21 protein-coding genes are annotated in these 23,220 nt (G+C 43.9%); 2 read left to right on the top strand and 19 right to left on the bottom strand.

Features of this window, described 5'->3' with window-relative positions; all coding sequences use genetic code 11:
• Positions 1 to 32: 32 nt before the first annotated feature.
• Both RT422_RS00795 and RT422_RS00790 read right to left on the bottom strand, forming a co-directional pair.
• On the bottom strand, positions 33 to 740 hold the full coding sequence (locus tag RT422_RS00795) for an HAD family hydrolase (RefSeq protein WP_313420883.1): 708 nt from the start codon (positions 738 to 740) through the stop codon (positions 33 to 35).
• A 30-nt stretch (positions 741 to 770) separates the two neighbouring features.
• Positions 771 to 1,607 (bottom strand): energy transducer TonB, encoded by an 837-nt coding sequence (locus RT422_RS00790; protein WP_313420881.1) that lies wholly within the window; start codon positions 1,605 to 1,607, stop codon positions 771 to 773.
• A gap of 392 nt (positions 1,608 to 1,999) precedes the next feature.
• On the opposite strand from RT422_RS00790, the gene RT422_RS00785 reads away from it, so the two are divergent.
• Complete coding sequence (locus tag RT422_RS00785; protein ID WP_219298900.1) at positions 2,000 to 2,716, top strand: hypothetical protein; 717 nt, start codon at positions 2,000 to 2,002, stop codon at positions 2,714 to 2,716.
• 88 nt (positions 2,717 to 2,804) lie between these two features.
• Here the strand turns inward: RT422_RS00785 and RT422_RS00780 are convergent, their stop codons facing one another.
• The 17 genes from RT422_RS00780 to rplU form a co-directional block, all read right to left on the bottom strand.
• A complete protein-coding gene (locus RT422_RS00780; protein ID WP_201664515.1) occupies positions 2,805 to 3,644 on the bottom strand; it encodes a ferredoxin--NADP reductase in 840 nt (279 codons plus the stop codon).
• A 94-nt stretch (positions 3,645 to 3,738) separates the two neighbouring features.
• On the bottom strand, positions 3,739 to 5,259 hold the full coding sequence (locus tag RT422_RS00775; protein ID WP_060996377.1) for an NADH-quinone oxidoreductase subunit N: 1,521 nt from the start codon (positions 5,257 to 5,259) through the stop codon (positions 3,739 to 3,741).
• A complete protein-coding gene (nuoM, locus tag RT422_RS00770; RefSeq protein ID WP_007115478.1) occupies positions 5,260 to 6,846 on the bottom strand; it encodes an NADH-quinone oxidoreductase subunit M in 1,587 nt (528 codons plus the stop codon).
• A 5-nt stretch (positions 6,847 to 6,851) separates the two neighbouring features.
• Positions 6,852 to 8,753: an NADH-quinone oxidoreductase subunit L gene (gene nuoL, locus RT422_RS00765; protein WP_313420877.1), complete on the bottom strand. Its 1,902-nt coding sequence runs from the start codon at positions 8,751 to 8,753 to the stop codon at positions 6,852 to 6,854.
• A gap of 7 nt (positions 8,754 to 8,760) precedes the next feature.
• The gene (gene nuoK, locus RT422_RS00760) at positions 8,761 to 9,084 is read right to left on the bottom strand and encodes an NADH-quinone oxidoreductase subunit NuoK (RefSeq protein WP_007115476.1); all 324 of its coding nucleotides are present in this window, start codon (positions 9,082 to 9,084) and stop codon (positions 8,761 to 8,763) included.
• The gene (nuoJ, locus tag RT422_RS00755; protein WP_007115475.1) at positions 9,084 to 9,728 is read right to left on the bottom strand and encodes an NADH-quinone oxidoreductase subunit J; all 645 of its coding nucleotides are present in this window, start codon (positions 9,726 to 9,728) and stop codon (positions 9,084 to 9,086) included. The genes nuoK and nuoJ overlap by 1 nt, the downstream gene beginning before the upstream one ends.
• Positions 9,725 to 10,264, bottom strand: coding sequence for an NADH-quinone oxidoreductase subunit NuoI (gene nuoI / locus RT422_RS00750; RefSeq protein WP_198001336.1), 540 nt, complete (start codon positions 10,262 to 10,264; stop codon positions 9,725 to 9,727). The genes nuoJ and nuoI overlap by 4 nt, the downstream gene beginning before the upstream one ends.
• A 27-nt stretch (positions 10,265 to 10,291) precedes the next feature.
• Entirely contained in the window at positions 10,292 to 11,347 is a 1,056-nt protein-coding gene (nuoH, locus tag RT422_RS00745) for an NADH-quinone oxidoreductase subunit NuoH (protein ID WP_007115473.1), read from the bottom strand.
• Positions 11,347 to 14,343 carry an NADH-quinone oxidoreductase subunit NuoG gene (gene nuoG, locus RT422_RS00740; protein ID WP_313420875.1) on the bottom strand — a complete coding sequence of 999 codons (2,997 nt, stop codon included), beginning with the start codon at positions 14,341 to 14,343 and terminating at the stop codon, positions 11,347 to 11,349. Before nuoG ends, nuoH begins: the two co-directional genes overlap by 1 nt.
• Positions 14,344 to 14,352: 9 nt before the next feature.
• Positions 14,353 to 15,825, bottom strand: coding sequence for an NADH-quinone oxidoreductase subunit NuoF (gene nuoF / locus RT422_RS00735; protein ID WP_138019187.1), 1,473 nt, complete (start codon positions 15,823 to 15,825; stop codon positions 14,353 to 14,355).
• A complete protein-coding gene (gene nuoE, locus RT422_RS00730) occupies positions 15,822 to 16,331 on the bottom strand; it encodes an NADH-quinone oxidoreductase subunit NuoE (RefSeq protein WP_138019186.1) in 510 nt (169 codons plus the stop codon). Before nuoE ends, nuoF begins: the two co-directional genes overlap by 4 nt.
• Positions 16,332 to 16,344: 13 nt before the next feature.
• Positions 16,345 to 18,147 carry an NADH-quinone oxidoreductase subunit C/D gene (nuoC, locus tag RT422_RS00725; protein WP_409520085.1) on the bottom strand — a complete coding sequence of 601 codons (1,803 nt, stop codon included), beginning with the start codon at positions 18,145 to 18,147 and terminating at the stop codon, positions 16,345 to 16,347.
• A 110-nt stretch (positions 18,148 to 18,257) separates the two neighbouring features.
• On the bottom strand, positions 18,258 to 18,920 hold the full coding sequence (locus RT422_RS00720) for an NADH-quinone oxidoreductase subunit B family protein (protein ID WP_313420871.1): 663 nt from the start codon (positions 18,918 to 18,920) through the stop codon (positions 18,258 to 18,260).
• A 93-nt stretch (positions 18,921 to 19,013) separates the two neighbouring features.
• Complete coding sequence (ndhC, locus tag RT422_RS00715) at positions 19,014 to 19,547, bottom strand: NADH-quinone oxidoreductase subunit A (RefSeq protein ID WP_135889006.1); 534 nt, start codon at positions 19,545 to 19,547, stop codon at positions 19,014 to 19,016.
• Between the two features lie 528 nt (positions 19,548 to 20,075).
• On the bottom strand, positions 20,076 to 20,777 hold the full coding sequence (lolA, locus tag RT422_RS00710) for an outer membrane lipoprotein chaperone LolA (RefSeq protein ID WP_313420870.1): 702 nt from the start codon (positions 20,775 to 20,777) through the stop codon (positions 20,076 to 20,078).
• A 365-nt stretch (positions 20,778 to 21,142) separates the two neighbouring features.
• Positions 21,143 to 21,406 carry a 50S ribosomal protein L27 gene (gene rpmA, locus RT422_RS00705; protein WP_036591251.1) on the bottom strand — a complete coding sequence of 88 codons (264 nt, stop codon included), beginning with the start codon at positions 21,404 to 21,406 and terminating at the stop codon, positions 21,143 to 21,145.
• A 40-nt stretch (positions 21,407 to 21,446) separates the two neighbouring features.
• Positions 21,447 to 21,758, bottom strand: a complete 312-nt coding sequence (gene rplU, locus RT422_RS00700) for a 50S ribosomal protein L21 (protein ID WP_007115464.1) — start codon at positions 21,756 to 21,758, stop codon at positions 21,447 to 21,449.
• A gap of 443 nt (positions 21,759 to 22,201) precedes the next feature.
• Here rplU and RT422_RS00695 point away from each other — a divergent pair, with 443 nt between their 5' ends.
• Entirely contained in the window at positions 22,202 to 23,122 is a 921-nt protein-coding gene (locus RT422_RS00695; protein ID WP_313421396.1) for a polyprenyl synthetase family protein, read from the top strand.
• Positions 23,123 to 23,220 lie beyond the last annotated feature (98 nt).

The raw sequence follows: 23,220 nt of genomic DNA, 5'->3' as shown, positions 1-23,220 counted from the left end.
GAATCTGTCACTGGATTCATCTTAGCTGTTGCCTATTCCGCCTGCGCTTTCATCGACCAATCTTCCACTGCCCAATGATGCGCTAAGGCATGCGCGTGTAGGGTATCATCGGGGCATACCGCAATCGCTACATCCGCCCATTCTAATAGCGGCAAATCATTTTTTGAATCCGAATAGGCGTAGGTTTTGGTATAAGTAATACCTTGCGCATTTTTTTGAGCAATCCAATTTTTTAAATGAATGATTTTGCCTTCTTTAAAGTTTGGCTGCCCTGCGACCTTACCTGTGTAGCCCTGCTCGGTGACTTCAAGCTCAGTGGCTAAAATATTATCTTCCGCTACCAAAAATAATTTGTTAGCAATCGCTTTGACCACAAAGGCATTGGTGGCAGAAATCACCACCACATCGTGCCCTGCTTGTAAATGCGATTGGATAGCGTTAACCGCTTTTGGACGCACTTTTGGCGCGATTTCATCTTGCAAATATTGCTCACGCCATTCATGTAACTGGGCTAAAGTATGCTGTTTTAAAAAGCCTGCCACAAACTCATTATAGACGACCGCATCGAGCGTTCCTGCGATATAGTGCTCATAAAACTCCCGATTTTTAGCACGATACAGCGCTTCTTCTACCAGATGATGTTTGACCAAAAACTCGCCCCACATATAGTCACTATCGGTATCAATGAGGGTGTTATCGAGGTCAAATAGCGCCAATTCTTTGTGTAGTACGGTTGACATAGGACAGCCTTTATCATAGTTATTAAAAAGTTAAATTGCGGGGTTTTGGTCATCAACGGTTAAGGTATCACCAAATCGCCAAGTACGGATAATGCGCAGCTCCAAATAATCTTGCATTTCCTTTGAGAACTTACCAAATGGCGCGGCTTTACGCACCGAATTTTTTGCTGCTTCATCCAAGATGGTAGCGCCTGATGACTGTAACACTTTGATAGATTTGACTTGCCCGTTAGGCTCGATAATCACCATCAGCATGACATCACCTTTGATGCCTTTGGCGCGGGCTTCTTGGGGATATTGCTGGTTGCCAATATGATAGGCTTGTTGGCGAAAATTCTCGATATAGCGCGCGGCTTCACCCGTGGTGGTGGAGTTACTACTGATAGTCTTGACCGCAGATTTTTTGGCTAGTAATTGGCGGTTACTGCTGATTTTGGTTTCAAGGGTGGCAATTTGTGCCTGTACCCGTTGTTCTTGCGCGGCTAGATTTTCGCTATCATCTTGTTTTTTATTATTATTTTCTCTGCGGATTTTTTCAAAGCTTAACGTGGTACGTAGATAACTTTCTTGAAACGCTTCTTGGCGCGTTTGGCGTTCTTGACTCACGATATCATCGGTTTCATTGATTGCTTCGTCTTGTAAGGGGCTTATGGTATTATTTTCAAGCCGTAGCTTTTCGTTGGACTCACCGCCACCTTGCTGGCCTGCATTGGCGATAAAATCGGCTTTTTCATTCTTTTGCAGATTTTCGGTCAACACCGTGGTGACTTCTTGCACCGCTGCGGTTGGTGAGCTTTTATCTTCAAATTGTATACCAAAAATAACAGCCGCATGAATTGCCACCGCCATAATGGTAGCAAATAGCATGGCGCTGTCTTTGCAAGCCGTAGTATGTGGCATTAACTTTTGAAAAACATAACTGTGGCTGTCTTTGCTATACAACAAAATATAACCCTTTGAACGATGACGACGCTATCTCCACAACCTTGCTAAAAAAATACAAATCACTCATGTATTATAACGCGCAGATATTATAGATTAAATCAAACCTTGGCTGAAGCTAAATTCATACGCCATTAGCAATCAGTGGTGAGCAATTAATAAGTAGCAATCAATGTTTACCAATTACTGGTACAAGATTTTTTGTAGACGGGTCAGCGACTTTATGATTAATGACTTTATGATTAGCAACTTTACAATGCCCAAAAACTGACTACAATAATAGCTTTCAATACAAATATAAAAAATGAGAAACGATCGTGATAACGAGCAAAACGCAACTGGATGAATTTTTTGCCACCCATTCTGAAGAAATCGCACGTGAACTGATGCAAAAATCGCAAACGTGGTATGAGAAAATCGAAGATTTTGCCGGTCAAGAGTTTATCGTGCCCGCCACCGAAAAACAGCTAAACGAGGCCATTCAAAAATTTGTGGTTGAAAAAGTCAAAGCGATATTGAGTATGCATCTGGAGATTCATGAAGGCTGGCTTCGACTGTATGCAACGATTAACTATAAAGGCATTTTCGCTGACCTTGCTGTCAATTTAGGTGTGGTACATGCCCAATTTGACCGTTATCGCCAGCGCTTGGTATTTCAGCAATTGACTGACACCGATGTCATTGCCTTGTATTCAGATTCCTATGTGAAATCAAAAGCGATTCATGCGGCGCTTTGGTTTTTTAAACGGGTGTTAAAGAAAGACCCGCTCGGCATGATTTTGGAGAAAATCAATTTGGTGCACCAAAAAGATGATATCTTGTATCTCGATATTGGTCGCTGGCTGAAGAAAAACGAAAAAATCATGGCAACGCTGCGCAAGGTGCAGGTAAATCACGGTTATCTTGCTGAACAGCAACTACTGCTGAGAGCCAATGCCAACGTCGGTGAAATTCTCAACATAGGTAGTAATGACCAATTGATTACTGAAGCGGATAATCCTGCAATAACAGCAAACGCAACTAAAGCGGCTTAGAATTTTTTCATCGGTATCAAACCTCATCCTTTACCGCTTTTGCTCTACTGATTTTTTACCGATTGTGCTTTGCCAATTAACGAGGTGCTTACCAATAGTTTTCAACGGCGATATTGCCTTCGCCGCGGCGATTCATGGTCAATCCAAGCGATTTTAAGGCTTCTTTGGTATCTTCGACCATTTGTGGATTACCACACAACATCACATGACTGCGCTCTTTATCCAGTTTTTGCCCTACCAACTGGGTTAACTTGCCCGACAATATCAGATTGGGAACCCGAGCTTTTTCCCCCGTATAATCCGCTTCTCGCGTGACAATGGGCAAAAATACAAACGCTGCCCCATTGTCGCCATAGATTGACTTAATCGAGCCAATTTCCGCTTGATAAGCAAGCTCTTGCGAGGTGCGTGCGCTGTACACCAAAATAATGCGCTGATATTGCTGCCATACCTCGATGGTCTTTAAAATCGATAAAAATGGGGCTAAACCCGTGCCTGTTGCCAGCAACCATAAATCATTGGGTAGGGGTAACTGGTAGCGGGCTAAGGTCAAGTAGCCAAATGGCGTGGTATTAAGCAATAAACTATCGCCCACTTGGATATGATTAACCTTACTGGTGAATTCCCCGTGAGGAATGACCACCGAGAAAAATTCAATAAATTCATCATAGGGCGAAGATGCGACGGAATACGCGCGAAACACATAGCCATCAAGGTCAATGGGCTTATCTTGCGTCTCAGAAGTTATTAATTTGGTCTCATGGTTTTGTGCAAAATATTGTAAATCTTTGCCATGGATACCGAGCCTAACAAATTGCCCTGCGGTAAATTTAAAGCCATCGGGGCGCGTGACTTTAAAACTTAGCAAGGTGGGCGCCCAACGGGTCACTTCAATCACTTTAACGCGAATACTTTTATCATCTGACATATTATCTTGACCATTTTTTTGCATCATTATAAACAAAAAAGCGTACCTTAATGAACTAAGATACGCTTTTTTATGTCGCAGTACTAAAATTGGATTAATATATGCGAACTAGCGTGATAATTTTTGATAATGTTTCGGGGAAAATACCGAAGTATAATACCGCTAACGTCACCAACAACACCATGATGCCGCCTGCTTGAATACCCCAATGATTGACCGCATCGTGCGGCTGTACTTCTTGGGGACGTCTAAACAAGGTGACCATAAGATTTAGATAGTAATACAAGCTAATTGCACTACCCACGATAATCATGGCAGTGAGCCACCAACTTTGCGCTGAAACCGTAGCAAAAATCGCAAAGAATTTGCTGATAAACCCGGCGGTCAATGGAATACCTGCCAATGATAATAGCATCACAGTCAATACGGCAGTTAGCACAGGACGTTGCCAAAAAATCCCTTGGAAGTTTTCAACCAACTCTGCTTCACCTTGACGTTTGTACGGGCTTGACATGATAGTCACGACACCGAACGCACCAATGGTGGTAAACGCATACACTGCCATGTAAAGGCTGACAAAACCTGCTGATTCAACTTTCACTGCGCTGATAATCGCTAACACATAGCCGATGTGCGCAATAGATGAATAGGCTAACAGACGTTTTATATTGTGCTGACGAAGCGCTAGTACGTTACCGATAATCATCGATAAGCTGGCAATCACCACAATCAGGGTATTGATTGCTGGCAAGGCTAAGGTCGCCGTAGACAATAAGAAACGTAATCCTAGCGCCATCATAGCTACTTTGGAAACACTGCCTAAGAAAGTCGCCACAGGCGCAGGCGCACCTTGGTAAACGTCTGGCGTCCAAGTATGGAATGGTACTGCTGAGAGTTTAAAGGCAATACCAAATAACATTAATGCAGTCCCCACCACCAAAATCGGCATAACGATACCATTTTGAAACATGGGTACGATTGCCATACCAATTTGACGGAAGGATAAAGTACCTGTGTTTGAGTAGATTAATGCCATACCCATCAACATGGTAGCAGAGGCTGTCGCCGATAAAATGAGGTATTTAAAACCCGCTTCTAACGATTTACCACGCGCATAAGTATAAGCCAACATACCATATAGCGGTACCGACAATAACTCTAAGCTGACAAAGAAAGAAGCTAAGTTATCAGCGCATACCATAAACAGCGCGCCCAATGTTGAGATAAGCAGTAGCAAATACAACTCTTCTTTATTATCGCGATAGCCTCCAATGTAACCATACGCCAAGGTAAAGCACGCAAGCGAGCTGATTAAAATAATCACCATATTGAACTGGGCAAAGCTATCCACTACAAATAAGGGAGCAATCAAGCCTTGCGATGGTGTAAATAATTCATACAGACCATGCAACATGCTATCAGGATTGCCACCCAATAATTGTATAAGGACAACAAACAAGGCGGCATTAAGGCCAATCACACTGATGGTACCTGCCACAAAATTTGAACGCTTCATGGCGATGGCAATCATCACCACCACCGTGGTGATTGAAATTAAAATCATTGGAAACAATGGCATGAGCACATTGCTAGCAAATGGAATAATAGGATTCATCTATTTTACCTCCATATGAGCAAATGGCTCTTGAGCAGTAGGTGCAACTTGCTGGACATGATATGCCTGACTAATCCAGTGCATACTGTGATCAGAGGTATCTAAGAATGATTGGGGATATAGACCTAACCATAATAAACCAAACCCAAGCACCAACAAGATTGCCGCTTCACGCGCATTGATATCACGCATCGGTGACATTTTCTCAATCGTCGCTGTTGGCGTACCAAATAATGCTTTATAAATCATAATTAATGCGTATAAACCGGCAACGACTAAGCTAAAGGTAGCAAACACCACTGCCACAGGATGCGAGGCGAAAGAACCTAACAGAATTAAGAACTCCCCAATAAAGTTACCGGTACCTGGAATACCTAATAATGCCGCGGCAAAGAACATAAGTAACGGTGGGTAATAACGCATTTGACCCCACATACCCCCCATTTGGCTCAAATCACGGGTATGTAGACGCTCATAAAGCTGACCACTCATGATAAATAATGCCGCTGAGCTAAGACCATGTGCCAACATTTGAATCATCAAGCCTTGGAAACTAATTAACGTACCGGCATACAACGCAAGTACCACAAAACCCATATGTGAAATACTGGTATAAGCCAGTAACCGCTTGATATCTTGCTGCATAAACGCAAGCCAAGCCCCGTAGAAAATACCAATACCCCCCAAAGTAATCGCAATCGGTGCAAACTGAGCACTGGCTTCTGGGAATAGTGGTAGGACAAACCGCAATAAACCATACGCCGCAGTTTTAATCAAAATACCAGCCAAATCCACCGAGCCTGCAGTCGGTGCTTGTGCGTGCGCATCGGGTAACCAGCCATGCAGTGGGAAAATTGGTAATTTAACCGCAAAGCCAATAAAGAACATCAGCATGATTGGGTATTGCCATTTGCCAAGATCTGTACCTAGCAAGTCCATATAGTTAAAAGTTATTTGACCTGTGGTTGATGCATGAATCATCACCAAAATCAAAATACCAATCAACATAATCAGACCCGATGCTTGGGTATAAATAAAGAATTTGGTTGCGGCATATTCTTTGGTTTTACCGCCAATCGCATTGTGTCCCCAGATTGCAATCAAGAAATAAATAGGAACTAACATCATCTCCCAAAAGAAGAAGAACAAGAACATATCGATTGCTAGGAAAACACCAATAACACCGCCCAAGCTCCAAAGTAGATTAAGATGGAAGAAGCCCACACGGCGAGTAATCTCACCCCATGAACACGCCACCGCCATCATACCTAAGAAGGCTGTTAGGCTCACCATCAACAGCGATAACCCATCAATGGCTAGATGGAAACTGACCCCCAATGAGGGCATCCAAGGTAATTGAAACTCTGCCAACCAAGTCGGTTTAGCAGTCACCTCAGCAATGGTTTGTGCTGAACCAATAAAGTTACCGTTTTGCCAAATAGCTACCGTAATCAAAAACGTTAATAGCATGCCAAGGAACGCAATCCAACGAGGTAAACGTTCATCAACTTTTTCAACCAACCAGCACAGAAAACCTGCAATGATTGGAATAAATATCAAGGCGGGTAATAAGAGATTATTTTGCATAACTGTTACTTCCCTATCATCATCATTACCAACACCAACAATACTGCCATGCCAAGACCGAAGCTTGCAGCATACCCACGAATCGAGCCTGATTGGAACCATGTCGCCACTCGGTTACCTGCCAACGATAGGGCTGGTAAAATATTCCAAGTGCGGTCAATCGGGTCAATTTTAATCAACTTACCAATCAATAAGAATGGTTTAACAAATACAATGTCATACAAAGCATCAAAACCTAAACCATGATAGCACCAGTAATTAAGCGCACGGCCCAAACCTGTTTGGTTAAACTTACTCACGATGCGACCTTTATCTAGGGCAAACAAGAAAGCACCCACAATCAACCCCGCCAACATCGCAGCCATCACAATCATTTCTGCCGTGTGCTTACCATGTTCTACCTCAGGATGAATCACGCTAAAACTTTGTGGCAATACGCCTGCTAATGGTGGATGAATCATCGCCCCCACCGCAGTTGATAACACTAGCAATACCGCGAGCGGCAGCCAGTATGTCCAACCTTTAAGATCGTGAATAGGCGTTTTTTCTTCACCAAAGAACACAATCCAAATCATACGAAACGTATAAATCGAGGTTAAAAACGCACCCACCACTGCCATCCAAAATAAATTCATATGACCTGATGCGAAGGCTTCCCAAATAATTTCATCTTTTGAGTAATAACCCACCGTAATCCAAGGAATCGCAGCAAGTGCCCCACCCCCGATCGCAAACACCGCAAATAGGAATTTATTTTTATAAAACAACCCACCCATTTTAAAGATGTTTTGCTCATGATGGTAAGCCAAGATAACAGCGCCCGACCCTAGAAATAATAAAGCTTTAAAGAACGCATGGGTCATCAAGTGGAAAATTGCAACTTGCCAAGCGCCTACCCCTAATGCCAAGAACATATAGCCGATTTGACTCATGGTTGAATAAGCTAAGATACGTTTGATATCGGTTTGTGCAAGCGCACAGAAACCAGCAACCAACAATGTTGTTGCCCCAACGATACCCACCCAACTTGCCAACACATCAGGGGTCAATAAGAACACAGGATGTAAACGGGCAATTAAATACACACCTGCGGTAACCATCGTTGCCGCATGAATCAAGGCTGAAACAGGCGTAGGACCTGCCATCGCATCAGCAAGCCAAGAATGTAGCGGAATTTGTGCAGATTTACCCATCGCACCAAGCACTAGCATCACAGCCGCAACTTTGATAGTAGGATAGCTATGACCAAAAATCGTCACCGTTGACCCTGCCGACGTTAGCATTTGCAATACATTGGCATTGATATCTGAGATATTTAACGTACCCAATTCACGGAACAACAAAAATAAGCCAAACGCTAAGAACACATCACCCACACGGGTTACGGTAAAGGCTTTCATCGCAGCACGGCCATTGGCGCGCTCGTGATAATAAAAACCAATCAATAAGTAAGAACAGATACCAACGCCTTCCCAACCTAAGTACAACAGCACTAAATTGTCAGCAAGCACAAGTAACAACATACTTGCGACAAACAGGTTCATATAGCTAAAAAATCTTGCGTAGCCTGTTTCACCGCGCATATACCATGACGCGAAAATATGAATTAAAAAACCGACACCGGTAATCACGCCCATCATGGTCACGCCCAAACCATCCAGCATGAGACCAAATTTCGGGGCAAAACTACCGACTTGCATCCACGTCCACAACGGCTGATTAATGACAGCGCCTTGTGGATGGTTCATTAAAAAATCACTGCCTGCCATCAAGGCACACAAAGCAGCCAAACCCATACTGCCGACACCGACCACTGCGGCTGCGTTTTCGCTTAAGCGGTCACGCATGGTCGCTAGAATCAGAAAGCCAATCAGCGGCAGCATAAAGGTTAAAGGTAACATACTCATTTTGATTTCACCCTTTCATCTCATTTGCCGTATCGACATCTAAATGACCACGCTTATGATAAAACTGTAAAAGAATAGCCAACCCAATTGCAACTTCAGCGGCTGCCAAAGTCAGCACCAAAATAAACATAATTTGTCCGTCAGGACTGACCCAGCGACTACCTGCCACTACAAATGCTAAGGCAGCAGCATTCATCATAATCTCAAGACTCATCAACATAAACAAAAAATTACGTCGTACCATCACACCACAAAAACCAATGGCAAACAAAATCGCTGACAAGATTAGACCGTGCTCTAATGGCACATGCTCTAATGGAAAGTGTCCCATTATGCCTTCTCCTCCTGAACTTCGCGTAACACAGCCGGTTGGCTGGGCTCTTTATCAATAAAATTCGTTAAGGCAGGTTGTACGGTATTACCAAGCTCACTGTTATGACTTTCGTTTTCATCATCCAAGGCAGATTTTGCCAAATGATAAGCCGCCACCAAACCCGCTAGTAATAAAAATCCTGCAATTTCGACCAACAATAAATATTCGGTAAATAATTTGGCACCGATCATTTTTGCCGTGACTGGCTCTACCCCGATAAACGCTGGCATTATTCCTTCAAACCCATGTTTCATGCCAATCAGACTAAACAGAGTCAAACCCACAATAAATGCAAGTCCTGCCGGCACTGCCCAAGCTGAGGATGATAACCAGCTTTCTTCTTCTAAGGTGCTTTGGGTGCCTAAGTTTAGCATCATCACCACAAAGACGAACAATACCATAATCGCCCCGGCATAAACGATGATTTCAAGCGCACCGGCAAATGGCGCACCTAAGGCAAAGAAAATACCTGATAACGCCAGCAGCGTGACAATCATGTTTAATAACGCATGCACAGGATTGGTACGAGTAATCACGCGCAAACTAGCCAAAATAGCGACAATCGCTAATAAATAAAACCCTATTGTTGCTCCGGTTATCATGGCAATAAACTCCGTAAATCAATCGGTGCAGACTCATTTTGGTGTGCCCCTTTAGGTTTATCTTTGGTCGCCATCCCAGTCACACGGTAATAATTGTAGTCAGGGAATTTACCCGGACCTGAAATTAACAAATGCTCTTTTTCATACACCAAGTTTTGACGGTTATACTCACCGAGCTCAAAATCTGGCGTCATCTGAATAGCCGTTGTCGGGCACGCTTCTTCACACATACCACAAAAGATACAACGCGAAAAATTAATACGGAAAAACTCTGGATACCAGCGTCCGTCTTCACGTTCCGCTTTTTGCAGTGAAATACAGCCCACCGGGCAAGCGACAGCACATAAATTACAGGCCACACAGCGCTCATCCCCATCCGGGTCACGTGTCAGTACAATACGCCCCCGAAAACGCGGCGGTACAGGAACAGGTTGTTCTGGGTATAAAATCGTATCACGTTTACGGGTCGCATGGCTTGCGACCATGATTAGGGTGCGCAGAATTGAGCCAAAACCCGTAATCGTGTTTTTTACCATAGTCAAATACATACGTTAATCTCCACCTTACCCTACACCATGGGTGCGCCATAATACATAGGCCGCCGTCGCGAGTAAATTAATCAAGGTAATGGGTAGACAAATTTTCCAGCCAAAGTTCATTACTTGGTCATAACGTGGACGCATCAGCGCCCCACGCGCCAATACAAACATGGTCATAAAAAATAGCGTTTTTAACATGAACCAAATAATCGGCGGGATAAAACTCAGTCCATCAAATAATGGCAACCAACCACCAAAGAATAAAATAGTAATCAGCGATGATACCAACACGATATTCACATACTCACCGACAAAGAACATACCAAATTTCATACCTGAGTATTCAACATGGTAACCTTCTGCCAATTCTTGCTCTGCTTCTGGCTGGTCAAATGGGAAACGGTGGGTAACTGCCACACCTGCGACCATAAAGGTTAAAAACCCTAAAATTTGACCAAATACATTCCAGTGCCAAAAACCACCGGCTTGTGAGTATACGATATCGCGTAAGTTAAATGACCCTGCCAACGCCACCACACCCATTAGCGATAATCCGAGAAAGACTTCATAACTAATGGTTTGGGCAGCAGAGCGTAGACCACCGAGCAAGGCATATTTATTGGCTGATGCCCAGCCACCAAACATCACGGCATAAACCGCCAACCCTGCCATCGCAAAAAAGAACAAAATACCGATGCTCCAGTCTGCGCCACCGAGTGATGGCGTAACTGGTACAATGATATAAGCGGCTAAAGCGGTAAACAATGAAATCGCAGGCGCCAAGACAAAGATAAATTTATCGGCAAATTTGGGCGTCCAGTCTTCTTTAAAGAAGATTTTGAGCATATCCGCGGCAACTTGTAGCGAACCTTGCCAACCCACACGGTTTGGACCATAACGGTCTTGCCACAGTGCCAACATGCGACGTTCATAAGGAATCATCAACGCAGCAAAAATCACCACCGCCAAGAAAATAACAATTGATTGCACTGCCAAAAATACAATTGACCAAGCTTCAGGGGACATTACCCCAGCCAGCCATGCAGGTAAATCGGGCATCTGTCTAACAGAATAATCCATTATACCCCCTCCCCTGGAGTTACTTGAGCTGTCATGCCGCCATTATTAGCTGCTGGGGGTACGACAGTGTTGGTAGTTGCTGATTTTACGATACTGATGTCCGTATAGGGCTGCGCTAGCAGGGCTTCTAATTCACCCGCCTGACCCACAGGATAGCCCACACAGCTTTCGGCTAAGTAATCGACAAGCTGCACAGGTAATGTAGTTGCTACACCCTTCACTGTGACCGTTAACATATCACCTGATTGCAACTGCCATTTATCGGCATCATCCGTTGATACACTAAAAGCAGCTGGCAGTAATTGTGAGGCAACCACTTCACTACGGGCAGTTAATTCATCACTAGCAAAAATATTATACACAGGGACTAGCTGGGTGGAACCTTGTTGGCTAGCTGCAGCAGGCGCAATATACTCACGTTTTGGCAATGCGGTTAACGCATCAAAAATACGCACCCCTGGATCGCCATGTTTTAGATGACCACCCACTTTATCTTGGTATTTATTCCAAGCTTGCGGTGAGTTCCAACCTGCTGACCAAGCAAATGGAATCATTGATGAATCCGTTTGGGTGCCCACATAACCTTCTTGTGAGAAGGTCAAGCCCGTATCGATATCTTTTGGCTGCTCTGGCTCATGCACAGAAATCGGCGCACGCATCGCTGTACGACCGGAATAACGGCGTGGCTCACGCGCGACTTTTAGACCGGTAATACGGTAATCGGCTGATGGCGCTGCTTGTCTGATTGCCGCTAGTTGTGGATTGGTGTCTGCGACCGCAGTAATCACATCATCAAGCTGCGTCCAGTCAATCGCACGGCCATTGAGCTCAGACTCTACCGCATGCAACCAACGCCAGCTTTCTTTTACCATGCTTTGCGGGCGATAGTAAACAGGATCATAAACTTGGAAGAAACGCTGTGCACGACCTTCTGCTGAGATTAGTGTACCGTCCGCTTCTGCAAAGGTTGCTACAGGTACCATCACATCAGCCTGGTTATGCCATTGATAAGCTTCATGGTCGAGTACAATCAGTGATTTGTTGGCTACCAGTTGGTTCATTTGCTCCGCGGTTAGGCGGCGGCTGATGTCATTTTCCATGACAATCACCACATCGGCATCATCATCTAATTCATCAATCGCTTTACCACCGAGTAAGTTGACACCTATGCTATTGGCAGCAGGTACTGACAAGTACAGACCCGCTTTTTCTTGGTAGCCTTTGGTTGGGTTCATACGGCTTGGACGTTTAACTTGCTTGGCTTGTTCAGCAAATGCCGCTTCATCCATCTCTTGTTTGAGTTTGGCTTGCTCTGCATCGATTTTGGCAATCTCTGCATCCACTTGCACATTGTGGGTGTCAACCACGCCTTTTTCATATACTACCACTTCACCGCGTTTTTGCTCAGCGATATTGGCAATTTGTGCCGCCGCTTCTATGATAGCAGTGTGGTACAGTGATGAGCCTGAGATTATAAGGGGTTTGGTTGCTTTAAGTAGCGTCTGCGCGATATGTTTAGCAAATGCCTGCATATCAGCATTATCGCCTTCATCGATGACCAAATCTTTTGGTAGTTGCGAGGTGGCCAACGTTTTCATTTGCTCAGCGATGCTAAAGCCTAATTCAGCGATATCGCTTGGGGTGGCTACGCAGCTTACTTTGGCGATATCATCAAGGCGTGTATCTTTGACATCCACAATAAAGATTGGGCTGTAGTCTTTTTGACCGATACGAGCCACAGGCTCTGCCAAGAAATCTGGTGTTTTTAGCGCATCTGCCATTTGTTTGGCGCGATTTTTTGCCGCTTGGCGTACTGCCAGTGCAATACGTGGACTGGTTTGGGTAATATCTTCACCTAAAATCAATACCGCATCATAATCCTCAATCTCACGCATACTTGGATTATGGATATTTTCTGTGGTCAATACATCGATACATTTTTGTACCACAGTTTTTTCTTGATTGGTAATACCAATGCTAAAATTTTCGGCACCGACTAAGCGTTTTAGGGCATAGTTTGATTCAAGGCTGGCAACGGGTGAACCAATACCGATGGCTTTTTTACCTTGCAACCGGTTTTTGATGGCATCGATAGTATGGTCAATGCTCAAATTGGTTTGTTTACCGCTTAGTGTTTCAATCGCTTGAATTGGGCGGTCTTGGCGGTTGACATAGCCATAGCCGAAACGACCACGGTCACACAGGAAGTAAGCGTTGACTTCACCGTTAAAACGGTTTTCGATACGGCGCAATTCACCATAGCGCTCACCCGCTGAGATATTACAACCTGCCGAACAGCCATGACAAATGCTTGGTGCATATTGCATGTCCCATTTGCGATTGTAGCGCTCTGAGTGAGTTTTGTCGGTAAATACCCCAGTTGGACAAACTTCGGTAAGGTTACCTGAGAATTCACTTTCAAACTGACCGTCTTTATCCCGACCAAAGTACACACGACTTGCTGATGCGTAAACGCCCAAATCTTCACCACCCGCATAGTCTTTGTAATAACGCACGCAGCGATAACACGCGATACAGCGGTTCATCTCATGATTGATAAATGGACCCAAGTCTTGGTTTTGGTGGGTACGTTTAGTAAAGCGGTATTTACGATGATTGTGACCTGACATGTAGGTCATATCTTGCAAGTGACAATGACCGCCCTCTTCACAGGTTGGACAGTCATGGGGGTGGTTAGTCATTAAGAACTCAACCAAGCTTTTACGGAAGTTTTTCACTTCTGCATCAGTCACTGAGATCCACATGTCTGGGGTCGGGTTGACCATACAGGACATGACCAAACGACCACGACCCGCTTCATAATCTTCTTTGTTATTATATTGCTTGACGGCACATTGGCGGCAAGAACCCACCGAGCCCAATGCTGGATGATAACAAAAATAAGGGATATCGATGCCAAGCGATAAACAAGCTTGTAGCAAGTTATCGGCACCATCAACTTCGACGTCTTGACCGTCTATATGAATAATTGCCATGCTAATTCCTTACACTGATTGCCCATTGGTGGCCTTAACCGGTTGATACACTTCAACTTTTTCGCTGTTTGCGAATGAAGGCACGCCCGTTGGGGACAATTGTTCTTCAGGCACCACATTGTTACCAATTTTAGCTTCAAATTCTGGTAAAAAGTATTTTAACGCACTTTGTAATGGCTCAACCGCACCCGGTGCGTGGGCGCAAAAGGTTTTACCTAACCACAAATCTTTGGTCAATTGGCGCAATACGTCAATATCGACAGGTTGACCATTGCCTGTATCGATGGCATGCAAGGTTTTGACTCCCCATGGCAACCCGTCACGGCAAGGCGTACACCAACCGCAGGATTCACGGGCAAAGAATTTTTGCAAATTGAGCGATAGTGACACCATATCTTGCGCTTCATCTACGACCATAATCAAGCAGGTACCTAAACGGCTACCGGCTTTCATGATGGGTTCAAAGTCCATTGGCAGGTCTAAATGCTCATCACTGGCGGTTAAGAAGTCAGTTGACGCACCGCCTGGCAACCAAGCTTTTAGTTTACGGCCGTCTTTCATGCCTTTGGCATAATCAAAAATAATTTCGCGAGCGGTAGTACCAAATGGCAGTTCCCATAGACCGGGCTCATTGACTAGACCTGAACAACCCATGATTTTGGTGCCGGGGTTTTCTGATTTGCCTTGTGCAAGGCCTTTATACCATTCTACGCCATGCAGCATGATGCCCGGCATGTTGTTTAAAGACTCGACGTTATTGACCACAGTGGGACGACCCCATGCCCCTGATACTTGTGGGAAGGGTGGCTTAGTACGTGGATTGGCACGGCGACCTTCAAGCGAGTTAATAAGCGCAGTTTCTTCGCCACAGATATAACGACCTGCACCGGTATGCACATGTATATCAAAGCTATAGCCTGAACCTAAGATGTTATCACCTAAATACCCTTTGGCACGGCATTCATCCAATGCATTATTTAGACGTTTAGCGGCTTCAATGTACTCACCACGGATAAAAATATACCCTGCGGTTGCGCCAATGGCATAGCCTGAGATAATCATCCCTTCAATCAACTGAAATGGTAGGCGCTCCATCAATAGACGGTCTTTAAATGTACCTGGCTCCATCTCATCTGCATTACAAATCAAGTAACGAGGTCCGCCATCGGGTGGCGTCATAAAGGTCCATTTAAGACCTGCATTGAAGCCTGCACCACCACGTCCACGCACGTTGGCATCTTTAATCATGTTGCCCACTTCTTTGGCAGATTTAGCCAAGGCATTTTTTAGACCTTCAAACCCTTTTAGGCTTTCATAGGTTGCCAAATCTAGCACTGAGTCATAATGCGCCAAACGCCAAGTCAGGGGCTTGGTCTCACTGGTGGCTGTCGCTTTATCACCATAAATAGGAATGCTTTGCTCGCCCAATTGACTGGGTGATTTGCCAATTTTTCGATTATTAATTTGACGGGTTATATTCATGCGTATTGCTCCAGCAATTCAGCAATCTCTTCAATTTGGACAGGACCGTAGGTATCTTCATCAATCAAAACCGCTGGACCCTTATCACAGTTGCCTAAACAACAAATAGGTAACAAGGTAAAACGATTGTCTGGGGTGGTTTGACCAAAACTAATGCCTAAAGTGCGCTCAAAAGCTTGACCTAAACTCTCTGCACCTACCAAATAACAACCAATTGAGTCACAGACCAAAATCACATGACGACCAACCGGTGAGCGGTAGATACGGTTATAAAACGTTGCAACCCCTTCCACATCGGTGACTGGGATTTTTAAGATATTAGCAATCGCGTTGACTTGTGCATCATCCACCCAGCCATTACGGCGTTGGACAATTTTTAGCGCATCAAGTGATGCCGCGCGGCTTTGTGGGTAATGATGCATAAATTCATGAATGTCGTGAATTTCTGCTTCGGTTAGAATGCTTGCGACATCCACCTTTGGGGTTTTATCAGTTACAATCTTCATCGGTGGTTTTCTCCTAACGGTCAACGTCTGCCATAACAACGTCAATTGACGCTAGATAAATAATTAAGTCAGAAACCAAGCTACCATTAATGACTGACGGCATTTGCTGTAAGTGCGCAAAGGTCGGTGTACGAATACGGGTACGGTAACTCATGGTTGAGCGATCAGACGTAATATAATAGTTGGTAATACCTTTCACTGCTTCCACCATAAAGGAGGACTCGCCTTCTGGCATGACTGGACCCCAAGATACTGAGATAAAGTGGTTAATCAAGGTCTCAATGTCATTTAAGGTGCGGTCTTTGGGTGGTGGGACAGCCAGTGGGTGATCGGCTTTGTATGCCCCCATTGGCATGTTGTTGAGACATTGCTCAATGATACGCAGTGACTGACGAATCTCTTCAATTTTGACCAAACAGCGGTCATACGCATCGCCATTAAACTCAATTGGCACTTCAAAATCAAAATTTTCATAGCCAAGATAAGGGCGCGCTTTACGCACATCGTAAGGGATACCTGTGGCACGAAGTCCATGACCTGATACGCCCCAAGCAAGGGCAGATTTAGCATCGTATTGGGCAACGTTTTGGGTACGCAGTTGTAGTACTTTGTTTTTCATGGTAGCTTTGACGTATTCATCGATACGTTTTGGCATCCAATCTAAGAATTCACGAACCAGTTTGTGCCAGCCGTTTGGCAGGTCCATTGCGGTACCACCGATACGAAACCACGCTGGGTGCATACGATAACCGGTTACCGCTTCAATCACATCATACGCTTTTTGACGATCGGCGAACATATAAAATACTGGCGTCATACCGCCTGCATCCTGAATGAAGGTGCCCCAGTACAGCAAATTATTGGTGATACGGAAGAACTCACTCATCATGATACGAATGGTATTCGCGCGATCCGGTACCGTAATGCCTGCCAGTTTTTCCACTGACATGATGTAGGGTAATTCATTCATCACCCCACCAAGATAATCGATACGGTCAGTGTAAGGAATAAATGAATGCCAAGTTTGGCGTTCAGCGATTTTTTCAGCGCCGCGATGGTGATAACCAATATCTGGGATACAGTCGATGACCTCTTCACCGTCTAACTGAAGCACAACGCGAAAGGCACCGTGCGCAGAAGGGTGGTTAGGACCCAAATTTAGGAACATAAAGTCTTCGTCACGGCCACTACGTTTCATGCCCCACTCTTCTGGGATAAATCGTAGGTTCTCCTGCTCAAACATCTGCTTGCCTTTATCAAGATAATAAGGCGGTACTTCAGTCGCACGAGAGGCGTATTCTTTACGCAGTGGATGACCTTCCCAGTATTTTGGCAATAAAATACGGGTTAAGTGAGGGTGACCATCAAAGGTAATACCAAACATATCCCACGCTTCGCGCTCATACCAGTTGGCATTCGGCCAAATACGGGTTGCCGTTGGGATGTGTAAATCAGATTCTTTGAGCGCCACTTTGATACGGATGTCTGTGTTGCGCTCTAGCGACATTAGATGATAAAACACGGTGAAATCACTGTCAGGTAAGGCATTGCCATCCCTGTCTTTACGATGTTGGCGTAAGCGCTCATCAATCGCTGAAATATCCAGTAACATCACGTAAGGCTGTGGCAAGGTGCGAAGGTACAGGAGTACTTCGATGACCTGTTCACGGCTGACCCAAATAGTGGGAAAAGCGTCAAAGGTTTTTTGTACAACAAACTGCCCCTCAAACTTGCGATTTAATTCTGCAATCACTGCTGGGACATCAGTTTGTGCTTGATTATCAGTTACCGTTACCATGAGTGGCACTTTCCTCATTCACAATTATTAAGAAGGTAGTTGAATACCTTTTTTGTTTTGAACGCAATTCGCTAAGCTTTTACTTAGCGAAAATTCATCCTAAGTCTATCTAGAGATTGACTCTAGCATTAATCAATGTTATCTGGGCTGCGTAGATTTTTGACCGCGATGCGCTCGGCTTGTTTACGGTCACGTTCTGGCTGCATGACAGGTTGATAGATACCTTGGTCATTGACATGAATACCGAGTGGACGACGTTCTTTGGTAATCGATTCTTGCAACAGCATGATAGCTTGAATCAAAGCTTCTGGACGGGGTGGGCAACCAGGGATATACACATCGACGGGAATGATTTTATCAACGCCTTGCACCACTGAATACACATCGTACATGCCGCCTGAATTGGCACAGGCACCCATTGAGATGACCCATTTAGGCTCAAGCATTTGCTCATAGAGACGCTGGATAACAGGCGCCATCTTCATAAAGCAAGTACCTGCCACAATCATCACGTCAGCTTGGCGTGGTGACGCACGAATAACCTCAGCGCCAAAGCGAGACAAGTCATGCACGCCTGTTAATGTCGTTGCGTATTCTACATAGCAGCACGAGGTACCAAAGTTAAATGGCCACAATGAATGCTTACGACCCCAGTTTGCAAGGCTATGGGTCAAATCTTCTAATCGCGTCATGACGACGTTTTTATTGACTTCCTCTTCGTCAATAATTTGACGAGTTTGGTCTGGAAATCTGTCGGCCTCTGGATTGGCTTTGGTTAATGTATATTTCATAATGCTCGATCACCTTGATTCTTAAAGCAGGATTTCGCTCTATGTCACTACAAATGCAAAAGACCTTGCAACATAGATTGCAAAGTCGGGTTATTATTTTACCGCGTTATTGTTTGGGTTTTGGTTCATTGCGCCAGACAACTGTGCAGGGATTTTACCAGTAGGGTCTACTTCTAACTCTTCAATACCATTAAAGCGGGTAATGTCCGCCAGATTAAAGCCCGCAGGCGCCGCAGCCAAACGTTTTGGTTTTGGCTTTTTGTCTGCAGGTGACCAGTTAAGCGCCCCTAGTTTAAGCAGATAATATAGACCGATTAATAGCTCTACCACAAACAGCACAACGGTCCAAAATCCTAACCAACCTGCTTCTTTGACTGATACTGCATAGGTATATAGGTATAATGCTTCTAAGTCAAAGATAACAAAGAAGATAGCGACGATATAGAATTTTGCAGATAAACGGATTCTGGCAGAACCAGCACTGACCACACCCGACTCGAAATTTTCTTGCTTTTGAAAGCCTTTAGAAGTACCACCTAACAATCTTGGTACAACAAGCATGAAAATACAAAGTCCTATGGCTGCCAAAATAAATACAATTGCAGACCAATCAATGACTGGAATCATGAGGATACTCCTGGGCAATACGACTAACCGGTACGTAGGTTAAGCAATTCAAGTTGGGACGATATTTTTGATATTTCCACCAAGCCCGTCTGGCTCAAGCGTAATATCACAAAGACGATGGCAGATAACGTCTTAAGAACTATTTTCCTTAAGATTACCTCGTACCAGCTAACAAGCTGCCCCGCTGCACATCCATTGACCATTATTGTAATCGGTGAGTGATTGGCTAGTTACTAAACAGGCTAGTCAAATATATTGCTAAAACCACGATGAAAACCTAATATAAAGTAGCATTACATCACTTTATAAAAATGCGTATTTTAACAAAAGTAACTATATATTGCTGTTAACTGGCTAAAACACGGATAGTTTACTCATTTTATGTAAAAAATGCTAGTAGCAGGCTTCAATCTTCCGGTAATTAACCGTTAATTAAATAGCAACACTCTAGCAAAAAAACCCTGCAGTAAGCAGGGTTTATCAGCCAAAAAGCATTTAAATAAGGTATTTAATGAAATAGTTAAATACTTATTGGTTAATCACATCAACGCCTTTAGGTGGTGTGAAGCTAAATTGATTACTGGAAATTGACGTATTGCGTTTCACATTAGAGAATCGAATACTGGTAGTTTGTCCCAAATTATCATTTAATACCATCATGACAGGATTACCGCTGTTAAAAGCGATACCTAAACTTTTAAAGTTGGCATTGCCACTTTTTGGATACAGCACATAATAGTTTTTTGAGGCAATCGGCTGGGTCACATTAAAACTATTGGCGATTTTGCTGGGATCACCTGACAAAATCAGTGCTGGGGTATCCCCTACTTGATTGCTCACGCTTTGCTTGGTCGCTTGATTTAAGTCTTTATCGTATACCCAAAGCGTATTGCCATTGGCAACAATCAGTTGCGATGCCGTACCATCAATCTGCCAACGAAACTGGTTTGGACGTTGCACAGCCATAGTACCTGAGAAATTCTTTGATGCTTTACTTAAGCCCTTGCCACCTGCCCCAGAGGTGGTTTGACTAAAATTGGCGGTCATGCTTTTGACATTTTTAAGTAGGTTGTTTAAGTTTTTTGCCGCAGTTGCTGAGTTGGCGGCAGCGGCATTGGCTGATTGCATGGCGACGGTCATCAGCATGCTAGTAATCAATAATGCTGATAATGTACCTGTGACTAACTTTGTGGCTAATTTACTGATAATTTTATTGGTAGATGTTGTCATAGTAGGTTCCTCATTCAATAAAAATTGTTAAAAGTTTAGAAAAAGTATTCAAAAATATAGTAGCCCAACAGGCTAATCAATAAATTATGAATTAACAAGTTAAGCTAAATTCGATGACAGGTATTGTCGCTAAATTTTTCTTACCCTACTAGACGCCCCATGCAATGATTGTTGTTGAAGTTGTAACAAATGTAACAATAGCTGAGTGATAAGAAAGTTTTGACTAAGCACTGGCTTGGCACTGACTTGGTAATACCAAACCATTGAAAACCATCCAAAGCCCGTTAAGACACTTGACTATAAGCAATAAAAAACCCAATAAGTGCGACTTATTGGGTTGATTTGTTTAACAACAAGCTGAGTGATTATTCAGCTGCGCCTTCAACAAATACGTAGCGACGATTGAATTTACCTTTAACGGCAAATTTTACGACGCCGTCAGTTAAAGCAAATAATGTATGGTCACGACCCATACCTACACCTTCACCTGCGTGAAATTCTGTACCACGTTGACGTACAATGATGTTACCAGCAACAACTTGTTGACCGCCAAAGATTTTTACGCCAAGCATTTTTGGGTTTGAATCACGACCGTTACGGGTAGAACCTGCGGCTTTTTTATGTGCCATGTCGATGTCTCCTAGAGATTAATGTGTTTGAAATAGTCAATTAAGCAGTGATTGCTTTGATTTTTAACAAAGTATACCATTGACGGTGACCTTGTTCTTTATGGTAATGTTTACGACGTTTGTGTTTTACAATACGTACTTTCTCGCCACGACCATGTTCTACTACTTCAGCTTCGACCACTGCACCGGCAACCACAGGTTGACCAATTTTGATATCGCTGCCATCAACGACCATTAAAACGTCTTCAATTTTGATGGTATCGCCTTTTTCAGCTTTTAGTAATTCAACTTTTAAATATTCATCTTGAACGACGCGATGTTGTTTACCACCACTTTTGATTACTGCATACATCTTGGTTGCTCCAATAAACCCGTACACCGTGGCTACCAAGGGCGATAACACTTCTACGACGGATACACAGGGAAATATAAGGTCGCGATTTTAACGTTTTTATTGTTTAAAATCAAGTAAAACTTCGCGGATGCGGGTGCGATTTTGGCTGATAAATTATTGCGCGTTTCTCAACGTAATACCTGCTCAGTAATACAAGTCGCCAATAAAAATACACAGCTATAACTTACACAAAAAACGGCAGTATGGTATGATTTTGCCGACTTTCACCACAAGCCAAATTTCACAAATTTTCACTCCAAGCTTTGAGCCTACCTATGTTAGACAATGAACAATCAAATCCTACATCCACTGCTATCAATGTGAATGTTACTAAAGACAGTAACAGCACGCCTGTCACCTATCAGCAGATTCAATCTATTATCGCTGACGATTTCGAGATTATGGATAAGCAGGTGTATGGCAGTCTAAGCTCCAAAGTAAAATTGGTCATGTCGGTGAGTCAGCATGTCATTAACGCAGGCGGTAAACGTATGCGCCCGCTGATTTCGCTGCTTTGCTCACGTATTTGTAACGACCAACCATCACAAGCTGCGATGCATTTGGGCGCAATCACTGAAATGCTGCATACCGCAACGTTAGTACACGACGATGTGATTGATGAGTCAGGTATGCGCCGCGGTAAGCCGACCGCGAATGCAACGTGGGATAATGCAACGGCTGTACTGGTCGGTGACTATCTGATTGCTCGTTCATTCAATCTTTTAGTAGGTTTTGGCTCGTTGCCGTTATTGCAGTTATTCTCAGATGGCACCTGTGATATCGCTGAAGGGGAAGTATTGCAGCTACAACATCAGCATGACCCCAAAGCCACCGAAGCTGATTATATGAAAATCATCGACGGTAAAACCTCTCGCCTATTTATGATGGCAAGTCAAGGCGTGGCTATTTTGGAAAATCGCCCTGAATACAATGATGCCTTCGCCAAATTTGGTCAGCACTTTGGTAATGCCTTTCAAATCATTGATGACGTGCTCGATTTTGTCGGTGATAGTGAGGTGCTCGGCAAAAACGTGGGTGATGATATCGCTGAGGGCAAGCCAACCTTGCCGCTGATTAAAGCGCTTGAAATGACCACGGGTGATACGCATGAAAAATTACGGATTGCCATTCAGACAGGGCAAGTGCAAGATACGGGCGAAATTATTGGGATTGTCAAAAACAGCGGCGCACTGGCGTATTGCCGCGACAAAGCGATGCAAGAAAGCGAGATTGCTAGACAAGCCGTGCTGACCTTACCAGATTCAAAATACCGTCAAGGTTTACTCGATTTGATGACGCTTGCCAGCCAACGGCTTTATTAATTATTAATAAAGGCTGGGTGGTGATTAGTTTGATTTCCAATTCGAGGCGCGGTAAATCATACGTCATTAAATCGTCATACAAGTTTGCTAATTTTTTG

The sequence above is a fragment of the Moraxella sp. CTOTU49803 genome (assembly GCF_032097965.1).
Taxonomy (GTDB): Bacteria; Pseudomonadota; Gammaproteobacteria; order Pseudomonadales; family Moraxellaceae; genus Faucicola; species Faucicola tetraodonis.
Note: the sequence above shows the minus strand (reverse complement) of the source record. Positions and strands in the feature narration are given on the sequence as shown.